This window comes from Nocardia vinacea NBRC 16497 (assembly GCF_000308835.1).
In the GTDB taxonomy this organism is placed as follows: domain Bacteria; phylum Actinomycetota; class Actinomycetes; order Mycobacteriales; family Mycobacteriaceae; genus Nocardia; species Nocardia vinacea.
Genome location: NZ_BAGN01000202.1, coordinates 88,669 through 101,640, shown reverse-complemented (window position 1 = coordinate 101,640; position 12,972 = coordinate 88,669). Strand labels below are relative to the sequence as shown.

The 12,972-nt window shown below is 67.5% G+C and carries 12 protein-coding genes; 5 read left to right on the top strand and 7 right to left on the bottom strand.

All coding sequences use genetic code 11. The features are described from left to right. The first annotated feature begins 39 nt into the window (after nucleotides 1–39). Nucleotides 40–780: a precorrin-6A synthase (deacetylating) gene (gene cobF / locus ON44_RS28520; RefSeq protein WP_040695487.1), complete on the top strand. Its 741-nt coding sequence runs from the start codon at nucleotides 40–42 to the stop codon at nucleotides 778–780. Here cobF and ON44_RS28515 read toward each other — a convergent pair. Beyond that, on the bottom strand, nucleotides 756–1,739 hold the full coding sequence (locus ON44_RS28515) for an Lrp/AsnC family transcriptional regulator (RefSeq protein ID WP_245567368.1): 984 nt from the start codon (nucleotides 1,737–1,739) through the stop codon (nucleotides 756–758). The genes cobF and ON44_RS28515 overlap by 25 nt on opposite strands. 124 nt (nucleotides 1,740–1,863) lie before the next feature. On the opposite strand from ON44_RS28515, the gene ON44_RS28510 reads away from it, so the two are divergent. Together ON44_RS28510 and ON44_RS28505 are read left to right on the top strand one after the other, a co-directional pair. Next, nucleotides 1,864–2,727, top strand: a complete 864-nt coding sequence (locus ON44_RS28510) for an NAD(P)H-binding protein (protein WP_040695486.1) — start codon at nucleotides 1,864–1,866, stop codon at nucleotides 2,725–2,727. 125 nt (nucleotides 2,728–2,852) lie between these two features. Beyond that, complete coding sequence (locus ON44_RS28505) at nucleotides 2,853–3,722, top strand: Fpg/Nei family DNA glycosylase (RefSeq protein WP_040695484.1); 870 nt, start codon at nucleotides 2,853–2,855, stop codon at nucleotides 3,720–3,722. Between the two features lies 1 nt (nucleotide 3,723). On the opposite strand, the gene ON44_RS28500 is transcribed toward ON44_RS28505, so the two are convergent. The 4 genes from ON44_RS28500 to pdxR all read right to left on the bottom strand — a co-directional run bounded on the left by ON44_RS28500 (nucleotide 3,724) and on the right by pdxR (nucleotide 8,914). After that, entirely contained in the window at nucleotides 3,724–5,229 is a 1,506-nt protein-coding gene (locus ON44_RS28500; RefSeq protein ID WP_040695482.1) for a carboxylesterase/lipase family protein, read from the bottom strand. A 14-nt stretch (nucleotides 5,230–5,243) separates the two neighbouring features. Beyond that, nucleotides 5,244–6,674 carry a dihydrolipoyl dehydrogenase family protein gene (locus ON44_RS28495; protein ID WP_040695480.1) on the bottom strand — a complete coding sequence of 477 codons (1,431 nt, stop codon included), beginning with the start codon at nucleotides 6,672–6,674 and terminating at the stop codon, nucleotides 5,244–5,246. Beyond that, nucleotides 6,671–6,916, bottom strand: coding sequence for a DUF2630 family protein (locus ON44_RS28490; RefSeq protein ID WP_040695478.1), 246 nt, complete (start codon nucleotides 6,914–6,916; stop codon nucleotides 6,671–6,673). The genes ON44_RS28495 and ON44_RS28490 overlap by 4 nt, the downstream gene beginning before the upstream one ends. Before the next feature lie 600 nt (nucleotides 6,917–7,516). Then, nucleotides 7,517–8,914: a MocR-like pyridoxine biosynthesis transcription factor PdxR gene (pdxR, locus tag ON44_RS28485; protein ID WP_040695476.1), complete on the bottom strand. Its 1,398-nt coding sequence runs from the start codon at nucleotides 8,912–8,914 to the stop codon at nucleotides 7,517–7,519. 81 nt (nucleotides 8,915–8,995) lie between these two features. Between pdxR and ON44_RS28480 the strand changes: the two genes are divergently transcribed. Beyond that, a complete protein-coding gene (locus tag ON44_RS28480) occupies nucleotides 8,996–9,676 on the top strand; it encodes a pyridoxamine 5'-phosphate oxidase family protein (protein WP_040695475.1) in 681 nt (226 codons plus the stop codon). Here the strand turns inward: ON44_RS28480 and ON44_RS28475 are convergent, their stop codons facing one another. Next, nucleotides 9,677–10,228, bottom strand: coding sequence for a TetR/AcrR family transcriptional regulator (locus tag ON44_RS28475; protein WP_040695473.1), 552 nt, complete (start codon nucleotides 10,226–10,228; stop codon nucleotides 9,677–9,679). A 76-nt stretch (nucleotides 10,229–10,304) separates the two neighbouring features. On the opposite strand from ON44_RS28475, the gene ON44_RS28470 reads away from it, so the two are divergent. Then, complete coding sequence (locus ON44_RS28470) at nucleotides 10,305–11,585, top strand: FAD-dependent monooxygenase (protein ID WP_040695471.1); 1,281 nt, start codon at nucleotides 10,305–10,307, stop codon at nucleotides 11,583–11,585. Here ON44_RS28470 and ON44_RS28465 read toward each other — a convergent pair. Next, the gene (locus ON44_RS28465; protein WP_040695470.1) at nucleotides 11,565–12,971 is read right to left on the bottom strand and encodes a hypothetical protein; all 1,407 of its coding nucleotides are present in this window, start codon (nucleotides 12,969–12,971) and stop codon (nucleotides 11,565–11,567) included. The genes ON44_RS28470 and ON44_RS28465 overlap by 21 nt on opposite strands. Nucleotide 12,972: the final 1 nt, after the last annotated feature.

Below are 12,972 nucleotides of genomic sequence, written 5' to 3'. Positions count from 1 at the left end.
TGGCGAGCTTACCCATGTCGTGCCTGGCAAGCTCAAGCCATGCGCAAGCTCTACGTGATCGGCATCGGTGCCGGGGATCCGGACCAGGTGACGGTCCAGGCGATCAAGGCAATGCGGCAGGTCGAGGTGTTCTTCGTGATCGGCAAGGGGGCCGAGAAACAGGAACTGGTCGACGTGCGCACGTCGATCCTGACCGAACACCTCGATCACCCGTACCGCATCGTGGAGCTCGCCGATCCGCCGCGCGACCGAGATCCCGCCGATTATCGGGGCGTTGTCGAGGATTGGCACGATCGCCGTTCGGCGCTGCTGGAGAATGAGTTCGCGCAGGTCGACGGTGTTGGCGGCATCCTCGTATGGGGTGACCCGTCGCTCTACGACAGCACGCTGCGCATGATCGAAAGGGTGCTCGATCGCGGTGCCCAGAGCTTCGATTACGAGGTGATTCCTGGCGTCACCAGCGTGCAGGCCTTGGCCGCTCGGCATCGGATGGTGTTGCATCGCATCGGCGAGCCGGTGCACATCACCACCGGGCGTCGGCTGCGCGAGGAAGGACTCAGCGGCTCGACCGTGGTGATGCTGGACGGTGACTGTTCGTTCACAGCGGTGCCCGGCGAGGACGTGCACATCTGGTGGGGCGCGTATCTGGGGATGCCCGACGAGACGTTGATCGAGGGCCGGCTGCGTGCGGTCGAGCAGGAGATCGTCGAGCGGCGCACTCGGTTACGCGCCGAAAAGGGGTGGATCATGGACGTCTACCTCCTGCGTCCGGGCTCCTGATGCGAGACGGCCTTCACGGTCGCGAGGACGGGCGTGGTCTCCAAGGTGTGAATGGCCTCGAATGCGCCGAGGCGCTGGGTGAGGTAGTGGTGTAAAGCCTCGGGGTCCGAGCACATGGCTTGGGCGACAAGGTTTGTCGGGCCGGTCGTGGCGGCGACGAAGGCCAATTCTTCGTGCTCGGCCAGTGCGGTTGCGACGCGATCGAGCTGCGACGGTGCCACCGACATCCACAGCAGCGCTTGGGTTGTGGCGCCGAAGCGGGCATCGTCGAGTTCGACATCGAAGAAGATCGCCTGTGCCGCTTGTAGTTCCGTGAGTCGTCGGGTGACGGTGGCTTGGGACCAGCCGGTCGCCGTGGCGAGTTGGGACAGGGTCGCTCGGCCGTCTTGTTGCAGGGCGTTCAGTAGCGCGGCATCGGTGTCTGCGAGGCCACGCCTGGGTGTTGGCCCGGATCGGTTCGGCTCGAGTTGTTTTCGTTGCTGTTCGGTCAGCGCGGTGATGTGGCCGCGCCATGCGGTCGGTCCGCCGAGGTAGGTGTGCAGAACGTAGTGCGCGGAGACGGCGGTAATGCCCGCGGCTCGGGGGAGGTCCCGCAGTAATATCGAGCGGGATGGGTCACCGCGCGGAATAGTCACTACCAGAAGGATTTCCGTGCCGCCGGAGGTGAGTTTGACCCATGACGTGTCTGGGCGGCGAGCCAGCGAATTCGCGAGGTTCTGGCCGCTGGCCGTCGTGGTGGTGAGGCGCACCAGCCACTGGGTGTTTCCGGTGCGGCTCGGATCGGCGAGGCCGGCCACGCGCAGTCCGGCGGTGGCGCGCAGACGTTGGTAGCGACGGGTGACGGTCTGGGTCGATACGTCCAGGACCGCCGCGATCTTGCTGAACGGTGCGCGGCCGTCGATGTGCAGGGCGTGGATCAAGCGGCGGTCTACGTCGTCGAGCATGGAAATATCTTTCATATTCGCGCTGGATATGGAAAGTATCTGCTGATCTTCGAACGGTTGATGGTGCATTTCGGCACGCCTGCCGAAGGTGGACTTTGTCGCGGGCGCTCGGCCCGGCAGCTCGACGAAGGAGAAGTAGATGATTCTGGTGACCGGAGCGACCGGGACCGTAGGCCGCGAGTTGGTCGGCCAGTTGCTGGCGCAGGATGTTCCGATGCGAGCGCTGACGCGGCGACCCGAACTCGCCGGACTGCCCGACGGCATCGAGGTGGTGCGCGCGGACCTGGGCGATCCGGACAGCCTCATCGATGCGATCCGCGGCGTCGATCGGGTGTTCCTGTTGTCCAGCGGCCCCGAAATCCCCACTCACGACGCAAATCTCGCGCAGGCGGCGGCCCGCGCGCGGGTCGAACACATCGTCAAGCTGTCATCCGGCCGCACCGGCGACGACACCGCGACCGATCCGATCCCGACCTGGCACCGCGCCGGGGAACAGGCGGTCCGCGACAGCGGAGTCCCGTGGACGATGGTGCGCCCCTTGGGATTCATGGCCAATGCGCTGCACTGGGCCGGTTCGATTCGCGATCACGGAGCGGTCTACGCACCATTCGGCCAGGGCCGAATCGCCGTCGTCGACCCGCACGACATCGCCGCGGTCGCCACGACAGCACTCACCACCGACGGCCACGAGGGCGAGATCTACACACTCAGCGGCCCGCAGCCGTTGTCCCCCGGCGAGCAGACCGACATCCTCGCCGACGTACTGGACCGCCCACTGCGCTACGTCGAAGTGGAACCCGCCGCCGCCCGCCAGTCGATCATCGACCACGGCGTCCCCGACGAAATGGCCGACGCGATCATGGCCCTACGCGCCACCGCCCTGGAAGCGTTCACCTCGGTAGTACACCCCACCGTCGAGCGCATCACCGGAACCCCACCCCGCCCTTTCCGCACCTGGGCCGAAAACCACCGCCCCCACTTCGCTCCCCCCGCCGCCGCCTAACGCCGAGCGCCCGGCGATCAAGATCAGGTGGAATCCATGGCGGCATCGCCCGAGAAGCCCCCGCCACCATGTCCACCTGATCTTGATCCGTCCGTGTGTCGGTGGGGCCGGGTAGCGTGAGGGGCGTGCCTGAGCTACCGGAAGTGGAGGCGTTGGCGCAGTTCCTGCGGGAGCACGCGGTCGGCGCTGTGGTGGGGCGTGTCGATGTGGCCGCCTTGAGTGCGGTCAAGACGTTCGATCCGCCGGTTACGGCGTTGTCCGGGCGTGATGTGACCGGGGCGGGCCGGTGGGGCAAATTTCTCGGGATGGAGTGCGACGGGCTCTGGTTGATCACCCACCTGTCGCGCGGCGGATGGTTGCGGTGGATCGATGAGCCGAGCCAGACGCCACCCAAACCAGGCGGCAAGAGCCCGCTCGCACTGCGGGTGCACTTCTTCACCCCCGAGGGCATGACTCCTGCATTCGACCTGACCGAGGCGGGCACCAAGAAACGGCTCGCGGTGTACATCGTCGACGATCCGAAACTCGTGCCCGGCATCTCGCGCCTCGGCCCGGACGCACTCGAGGTGACCGAGGAGCAATTCGGCGAGATCATGCACGGCGCATCACAACGCATCAAGACCGCGATCGTCGACCAGTCCCTGCTCGCCGGAGTCGGCAATGCCTACTCCGACGAAATTCTGCACACCGCCAAGATCTCACCCTTCGCCAACACCAAAACCATGTCGGCGGAGACCATTTCGGTGCTGTACGAGGCAATGCGCTCGGTGCTCACCGACGCCGTACAGCGCTCGGTCGGCCAGGACGCCGCCCGCCTCAAAGGCGAAAAGCGTTCCGGCATGCGAGTACACGCCCGCACCGGCCTGCCCTGCCCGGTCTGCGGCGACACCGTCCGCGAGGTCTCCTACGCCGAGCGCTCGTTCCAGTACTGCCCGACCTGCCAGACCGGCGGTAAGGTACTCGCGGACCGTCGTATGTCGCGCCTACTGAAGTAGGTCAGATCAACGTCGGCACCCGGATGCCTTGCCAGGCAATACGTTTGGCCTCGTCCGGATCGTTTTCCAACCGGGTGATCTCGTCGATGATCAGCGTCGTGCGCCGGTCCTCGGTATAGGCGGGCCACGAGGGGAGTGGTCGTCCGGTCCGCGCGAATGCGAGCCAATTGTCCTGGAACTGCCGGGTGACCGACTGCAGCCCACGCCGCCCGCCCGCCGCCGTGAAGGCCCGGCCGATCGGTGAATTGGCCGCACCGAAAACGGGGATCAGCTCCGTGGCATGAGTCGCGCCGATTCTCGCGAGACGCAGTGCGCGCGGGGCGAAGTCGTAGCGGTAGGCATAGGTCGGTGCGTAGCGACTGTGACCCGCCGCGACGGTGACAGACGGCCGCCAGAACACGTAGTCTCCACCGGCACGAACGGCCGCCTTCGCATCCGGATAGCCGGGATAGGCTGCGATGACCCGGGATTCGAGTTCCGCACCACCGGCACGGGTGAGCAGGGCATGCAGGCGATCCGGGGTGGTCGGCAGTTCATCACCGAACTTCGCGAACAATGTGCCCTCATCGCGATTGGTGCCGATGATGAGTGGAATCTGATGTGCGGCACCGCCGGTGATCGCATCGATCGGGGACTGCGGCAGATATTCGCCGTCCACGACCGGCGCGATCGGGAACAGTCCGGGACGCTCCCGCAACACCTTGTCGCTGGTCTTGTCGACCGCGCGCCGAATGTCGTTGGCACCGGATGTGATCAGCGCTTTGGCTGCGGTATCGGGTGTGGCTCCGAGTGCGTCTATACACCGGCGGGCGAAAGCGCGACCATCCTCGGCGCTCATACCCCAATCGGCGGGCGGACTCTGTGCGATGCCGCGATGGAACAGTCCCTTCGCCGCGGGCGTGGCCAGTAGGGAGAGCACCGCATGGGCACCGGCGGATTCGCCGAAAATCGTGACATTGCCGGGATCTCCGCCGAACGCTGCGATATTGCGCTGCACCCACTCCAGCGCCGCGACCTGATCGCGCAGTCCGAGGTTGCTGTCGAAAGCTCGCTCAGGCGTGCTGAATTCACCGAAATCGACATAGCCGAAGGCGCCGAGCCGGTAGTTCAGCGACACCACGATCACGTCGCCGCCGACCACCAGTCGCGCACCGGAATACAGACCGAGCGCCGAGGTGCCGATCAGATATCCGCCGCCGTGAATGAATACCAGCACCGGCCGTGGTGTCGACGAAGGTTCGATCGGCGCGACGACATTGAGTGTCAGGGCGTCTTCACTGGTCGGCTGATACCGGCGCGGCCCGATCCTGGCACCGGACCGATGCTGCATCGCGGCGAACCCGAATGCGGTGGCCTCGCGGACACCGGTCCACGGCGCCACCGGTTGCGGCGCGCGAAATCGCAGGTCGCCGACCGGTGGGGCGGCATAGGGCAGGGAGCGCCAGCGCAGGACGCGACGGCCGCGGTAACCGCGGACAACTCCGTCGGCGGTCGTGATATCGGACATCCTTCCGATGGTAACTACGAGCGGCGGGCCTCCAACAGACGCAACCAGAGCTCGCTCACCGTCGGATAGGCTGGCACTGCGTGCCACAGCGTCGCCAGCGGCACCTTGCCGACCACGGCAACGGTCGCCGCGTGGATCAACTCACCGACCTCCGGTCCGACAAAAGTGGCCCCGAGCAGCGTGTCGGTCGCGGTATCGATGACGATCTTCGCCCGCCCCGCGTAATCGTCGCGGGCCAGCGCCGATCCGGCGACCGCGATATCGAGCTCCACGGTTTCCACCGCATAGCCCGCTTTACGCGCCGCCGCCTCGGTCTGCCCGACGGACGCGACTTCCGGCGCGGTGAACACCACCTGCGGCACCTGCCCGTGATCGGCCGTCGCCGCGTATCGCGCATCCGCCAGCGCGCGCCCCTCGGCCCGCGCGGCAATGACATCACCGCACACCCGGGCGTGGTACTTGCCCATATGTGTAAGCGCCGCACGGTGATTCACATCGCCGACCGCATACAGCCAGTCGCCGTCGATGCCGCGCACCGTCAACCGGTCGTCCACCTCGACATAGCCATCCGCCAGCCCGATCGAGCCCAGGCCGAGTTCCGCCGTCGCCGGTCCGCGCCCGGCGGCGACCACGATCTCGTCGGCCTCGACTTCGCTGTCGCCGATCTGGACGGTCACCACACCGCCATGAATCCAGCCCTCGCCAGAATCCTTCGCATCGGCGCGCACCACCCGAGTGGGCCGGGTGCCGAATAGAACCCGAACACCGGCGTCGGACAGCGCCGCGGCCACACGTTCCCCCGCGAACGGTTCGGCATTGCCCAACAACGCATTGCCGCGGACCAGCATGGTGATCTCACTCGCGCCGAGCGCGGCGAGCCAGGTAGCCGCCTCACACGCGACAACACCGCCGCCGATGATCACCACCCGGCGCGGAACCTCGTGCAGATTGGTCACATCCCGGGAAATCCACGGCAGCGCATCGCGCAATCCGGGTACATCGGGAACCGCGGCCTTGGTGCCGGTGGCCAGCACCACCGCGTGACGTGCCCGCAGCTGTCGGTCGCCGACCTCGACGAGTCGCTCGCCCGCGAGCCGTCCGGTCCCGCGGACCACCTCGATGCGATTGTCGTTGGCCCAGTCGACCTGCGAGCTGTCGTCGTGCTTATGTGTGAAGGCGTCGCGCCGCTTCAAGACCGCGTCGACATCGAGCCCGCTCGCGGTGATTCCGGCCATCGCCTTCGCGCCGGACAGCACATGGGCCGGTCGCAGCAGCGCCTTACTCGGCATGCATGCCCAATACGAACATTCACCGCCGACCAGTTCCCGTTCCACGATCACGGCGGTTCGCTCGCTGTCCGCGATGGCATAGGCGGCGGCGTTCTCGCCCGCAGGCCCACCACCGATCACGATGACGTCGTATTCGGCGGTGGAATCGGAGGTCACTGTAGATAACCCTCGACCTGACGGGCCGGGTTCTCCTGCGCATCCTCAGGCGTGGCCCCGGCGTCGATGCGCGCCCGGCGTTGCCGAAGCAGATCCCAGGCCTGATCGAGCATTACTTCGAGTGCGGCGAGCTGCTGCCGCTCGGTTACCGGATCGACCGCACCGGCCGTCGCCTTGGATCGCAAATCATGCTCGCGATCGACCAAGTTCTTGATACGCGCCAGTATGTCCTGTTCGGTCATGGGGACCATGCTACGACCGCGTTGGCGCCGTGACGGCCCTTCGGGAATCGGCCCCGGGCCGCCGGGCTCCGGAGCGGCTGGGTCCGCGGGCACGATAAAAGGCCCGATCCGAACGGTGCGGACCGGGCCTGATGCCTTGTTCTCGCGGGATTACGCGCGGTCGAACTCGCCGTCGGAACGCCTCCGGTGCGGGCGTCCATTCGACGGCAGCGTGCTTGCGATCGACGGAGACGGATAGCGCGACGACTACGGGGAAAGTAGCCGCGCGCAGCAGGGACCTCGAGCGCCCAGCCAGTTCCTGCTGGGCGCTGGCTTCCAACCGACGCCCGCGTACCTGGCAGCCCACAGGCATGCCGACATCGTGGCAGAGCTGTCCACCTGGTGCGTTCCTTGCCCGCCGCGCAGTGCACCAGCACGCGCCGGCGCAGGCGGCGATCCTCTCGGCGCCGCGCACCCTTCTGCCGATGCCCTTCCCAAGAGCTGGGTTGCCAGCGGATCCAGTGGCAGATGCGAGCGGGCGCAGTCCGGCGTAGGGCTCGTCGTCGGAGCCGGGGAGGGCCCATGACCGGATGGCCAGGTATGCGACATTGGGGCAAGGCGCTATGGCTGCGTAAGGCATTCTCCGGCAATCGGAATCGCGGTACGCAGCTCGGTCCAGCTCAGTGCGGTGTAGCCGAGGGCGATGCCGAAGGTATGCGGACCAACTGCCGCCGCGAGTGGATGTTGTTGTGCCACAAGGTGATGGCGGGACAGTCCGTCGAGCGCCACGCCACGCGTTCGGCCCACTGCCACGGCACGCTGTTCGGCTTCGGCCGAATCCAGTGGCACCACCACGTGTGAACCGGCATCGTCGCCGAGTACTTCGAGTCCGCGGCGGCGCAGTTCGTCCACGACCAGGCCTCGGCGCGGGGGCACCGCGCGGCGCAGTCGGCGCAGGTGTCTGGCGAGATCGCCGTGGTCGGCGAATGCGGTGAGCACTCCCTGGCCGGCGGGGCTCGGGCCCGTACCGGTTCGTTCGCGGTGCGCGACAACGGCTTCGGTGATATCGGGGGCGGCGACGAGCCAGCCGATACCCAAGGTCGGCGAGAGGATCTTGCTCGTGGTGCCGAGATGGATGACGACGTCCGGAGCCATCGCGGCCAGCAGCGGCAAAGGGGCGGTGTCGTAACGCAATTCGCCGTCGTAATCGTCCTCGATGATGAGTAGGCCGGCACGCCTGGCGAATTCGACGAGTTGTACACGTCGCGCCGCCTGCATGCGAGTGCCCAGTGGAAATTGGTGTGCTGGAGTGCAATACACGGCCTTGATGCCGTTGGGTAGTCGATCGACTCGCAGGCCGTCGGCATCGATCGGCACCGGTAGTACCCGGACTCCGGCCGCGACGAATGCGCCCGCGGCACGCTGATAGCCCGGATCTTCCATGGCAATGGCGTCGCCGGGCCGCAGCAGGGCGGCCGCGAGTTCGCCTACGGCCGAACTGGTTCCGGCCGTCGCGAGCACCACGGACTTGCTGCCCGCACCGAGGCCGCGGTGGCGCAGCAGGTGTTCGGCGACCGCCGCGCGGTATTCCGGTTCGCCGCCGCGATTCTTGCGGATGACGGGGGAGTCGTCGGCGGCCGCGCGCCAGGCACGTCGCCAGGCTGCCTGGTCGAGGGCCTCGATGCAGGGCGCGCCGGGGCCGAGATCGAGCAGGTTCGGCGCGTGCTCGGCGGTGCTGTGTGTGCTCGATCGTGCGGGCGGTTCGGCGGGGGCGGTGGTCAAGTAGGTGCCCGAGCCCCGGCGGCCCGCGATCCAGCCCTCGGCGTGCAGTTGGTCGTAGGCCGCGGCGACCACCGTGCGGCTCACGCCGAGGCGCTGGGCCAGCGCTCGCGACGAGGGGAGTCGATCGTCCGCGCGCAGGAGTCCGTTGCTCGCCGCGGCGCGCAGCCCTTCCGCGACCTGAACCGATAACGGCTGCTCAGCCTCGCGGTCGAGGACGAGCGGAATTTCATCCAGCATCGCGCACCTCCCGAATTGGACTGTTCAAATTTCCATGAATTGGCTATTTCAGAATGCCACTTTCGGCTCCACGCTAGAGGTATGACGAACTCTCGGCCGCCGCTTTCGCCTACCCCACGTACCACCCTGACACGTTCCAAGGAGCGCGGCCGGACCGACCGGGCCGAACTGGATGCGGTCCTCGACGCGGGCCTGGTCTGCCACCTGGGCGTGCTGCTCGGCGGCAGTCCGGTGGTGCTCCCGACGGTCTACGGCCGCGACGGCGACACGCTGTACCTGCACGGTTCGACCGGAGCCGGAAACCTGCGGGCGGCGTTGACCGGCGATATCTCCATCGCCGTCACCTTGGTCGACGGCGTCGTCTACGCCCGTTCGGCAATGCACTTCTCCGCCAACTTCCGCTCGGCCGTGGTGCGCGGCCGCGCCGTCGAACTCGTCGACCCCGATGAACGCATGCACGCGCTGCGGGTCATCGTCGAACACTCCGCGCCAGGTGCGTGGGATCGCGTGCGGCAGCCGAACAAAAAGGAAATGGCCGCCACCATGGTCCTGGCCCTCGACCTGACCGAGGCATCGGTGAAGGTCCGAACCGGCGGCCCCAAGGACGACGCCGCCGATATCGAAACCGGCGGCGTCTGGGCAGGCGTCCTGCCGCTCCGTCAGGTCTGGGACGCCCCGATTTCGTCGGACGATCTGGAGCCGGGCATCGAGGTACCGCAGGACGTACTCGATCGAACCGATATGGCCCTCGAGGGCCAGTAGTCAGGCTTCGCGCCGCGGGTCCATGCCCAGGGCCGCGCAGGCGCCGTCCACGGCAGCCCGGCGGAGCTCGTCCTTCGGCACGTCGGCGAACTGAATCGTGCAGTCCTGGAGTCCGCCGAAGGCGATCACGGCCCGGGTGGCCTGCTCCAGTGTGGGTTCGGCGCCGCACAGCAGCTTCACCAGCCGCCCACGCCAGGCCAATACGAGGTCGATCAGGCCCAGGTCGGCGAGGGTGGTCAGCTCGGCGAGCATGAGCACGATGTCTTTGCGGTGGCGGTAGTGGAAGTCGAAGTAGCCCTCCAGCAGGGCGCGGGGCTCGACCTCGCTCAGCGCCTCCTGCCCCTCGAGGAACGCCTCTTCCTCGTCGATGATCGGCTGCACGATGCTGCGGACCAGTTCCTCGCGTGAGGAGAAGTGGTAGTAGAGCGCCGGTTTGGTGATGCCCAGCCGGTCGGCGATCTCCTGCAGGCCGGTCCGATGCACACCCTGCTGTGCGAAGAGCTCGCGCGCGACCTCTTGGATCCGCTGCTTGGTGTCGGAGGGGCGAGGCATGTCGCCAGCCTATCTTACTTAACGATAGGTAAGTTACCGTGCTACGCTTACTTATCGTTAAGTAAGGAGACTGCTAATGCGGATTCTCGTCTCCGGCGCCAGCGTCGCCGGTCCGGTGCTGGCCTACTGGCTCACGAGATACGGCTTCGAGGTCACCGTCGTGGAACGGGCCCCCGTGCTACGCAAGACGGGCGGGCACGCGGTCGACTTGTTCCAGCCCGCGATGGACATCTCGGAGAAGATGGGCGTGCTCCGACGCGTCGAGGAGCGGGCCACCGGCACGAAGCGGATGACCCTCTACCGGGAGGGAGCACGGCGTCCCGTCCGGGTGGACCTCTCCAAGATCTTCGGCGCCACCTCCGACCGGCACGCCGAGATCATGCGTGACGACCTCGGCGAGATCTACTACGACGCGACGCGCGACGATGTCGAGTACGTATTCGGCGACTCGATCACCGCGATCTCACCCGACGGCGAGGTGCGGTTCGAGAACGCCGCGCCGCGCCGCTTCGACCTCATCGTCGGCGCGGACGGGCTGCACTCGAACGTGCGCCGCCTCGTCTTCGGCGACGAGTCCCGCTTCAGCGCCTTCATCGGGGCGTACCTAGGGGTGCTGACCCTGCCCAACGGCTTCGATCTCGACGGCGAGGTCCGCATCCACGTCGGCGTCGGCCGCACTGCCGGCATGTACGGCGCGCGGCACCTCGGTGACGCGCGGGCCTTGTTCCTGTTCCGGAGCGAGCGCGAGCTCGACTACCACCACCATGACGTGCCCCGGCAGAAGGACTTGCTGCGCAATGCGTTCGGCGGCATGCACGCCGACGTGGACCGCTGGCTCGACGAGCTCGACCGCACCCCGGCGTTCTACTTCGACTCGATCACCCAGCTCCGCATGGACACCTGGTCACGGGGGCGGGTCACGCTCGTCGGCGACGCGGGCTACTGCCCCGGCCCGGCCGTCGGCGGCAGCACCAGCCTGGCCGTCGTCGGCGCATATGTCCTCGCCGGGGAGCTGGCGCGGGCGGGCGGCGACCACGAGCGCGCCTTTCCCGCCTACGAGCGCGCGATGGCGCAGCACGTACGCGGCAGCCACGCGGTCGCACTGAGCGCGGCGAAGACCCTGATCCCCACCTCGCGCCTCGGCGTGTCGGGACTGGTCCAGGGCAGCCGCCTGATTTCCGCCCTGCCCGCGGGGCCCAGTCGCGCCTTCGTCCGCCTCACCACCAAGAGCGCGCGCCTCTACAACTCGATGACCGTCGAGGACTACCCACCGTCGCCCGCCGCATCAGGAAGCCGGGTTGGCAGCGCGGGCAACTCCGGCGGCGGGCTCGGGCGGTCACCAGAGGGTGATCGGTAGGCCGAGGAGGGTTGCGGATTCGTGTGCCGAGGCGCGAAGGGCTTCGGGGGTGTCGATGTGGGCGGGGTCGAGGCTGACGACCGCGAGGGTGTAGGTATCCGCGATGCGGCTGAGATAGCCGGATAGCCGGGTGCGGGGGAGGCGGTCCGCGGTGAGGCCGGGGTGGATGGCGCGGGCGGCGACGCCGGTGCAGCGGTGTGGGCCGAGGGTGCGCAGGGAATCGGGAAGCGTACCGATGTTGGAGCACAGGATGTCTCGTTCACCGGCACCCTTGGACAAGGCGTAGGCCCAGCGATCCGGAATCACCTGCAGCAGTTCCTCCGGCATCCCGCCGGGGCTGGACATGCGCCGCTCGTAGGCGATTCGGGCTTTCTCACGAATGGTGGCCGGAGTATCGCTGCGCTCGATGGTGATCTCGGTCATCGCGAGGTCATTGTCGACGCGCGGCTCGTCGCGGGTGTCGACCGGAAGGCTGGCATCGATCGTCGCACCAGGAAATCCACTGGCCCACAACATCTTCGCAATCAGGGCGATGAACAAGCTGTTGGCCGTACCACCGTGCGCCGCAGCCGCCGACTCCCAGTCGGCTGCGGGACACTGCAGTACGACGCCGGGGGTCGGCGCGCGGTCGACCCCTACGCCGCCAGCGATCGACCCGCGTTCACGGGCCGATAACCCGCCTGCGCGAGTCGATGCCGTCCGGGTGGGACGTGCGGGAATCCCGTGACGGAGTGCGCGGAAAGTACCGCGCACAACGATCGCCCACTGCCGCCAAGCATCGGACCAATCCGATGCCGGAGCTCGGGTTTCCCGGCCCAGCGCGGCATTTACTCGCGCTTCGGACCGGTCTGGTTCCCCTGCAATCGTCGACGGTGCCGACCTCGTGCCTGACCCGGTATCCGGGGAACGCATCGCCTGCACCGACGAAGTGGTCAGGCTCGGGCCGCCCAGCGCATCATCTACCGCGAGCACCAGCGCTCTTCCGTCGGCGAGCGCATGCGAACAGGTCAGCGACACAATCGATCCGCCGTCCTCCAAGGCGGCGGTCGACAAGCGCCAACCCGGGCCGTATTCGGGATCGAGGTTCGAGCCCCGCTCATCGGCCCACTCGAGCAGGGCCCCGGTAGCGATAGTGCCGTCGGTGAACTCGAGCGGATACGCCCGAGTGTTCGCCCGCCAACTGCGACGCGCACCGGGGACCGAAGGCCGAATCACTCTGCGCCCCAATGGTCCAACGCGCAGTGCCGCGTGCACCTGCCGCAGTAACTCAGGATCGACGCGATCGGCCGTGCGCCACAAACCCTGGAGCGCGATCGGGGTCCCGAGCCCGCGATGTGTGCGCAGGAAGATCTCGTCGACGACGCTCGAGCGTTGGGCAGCAGCCATT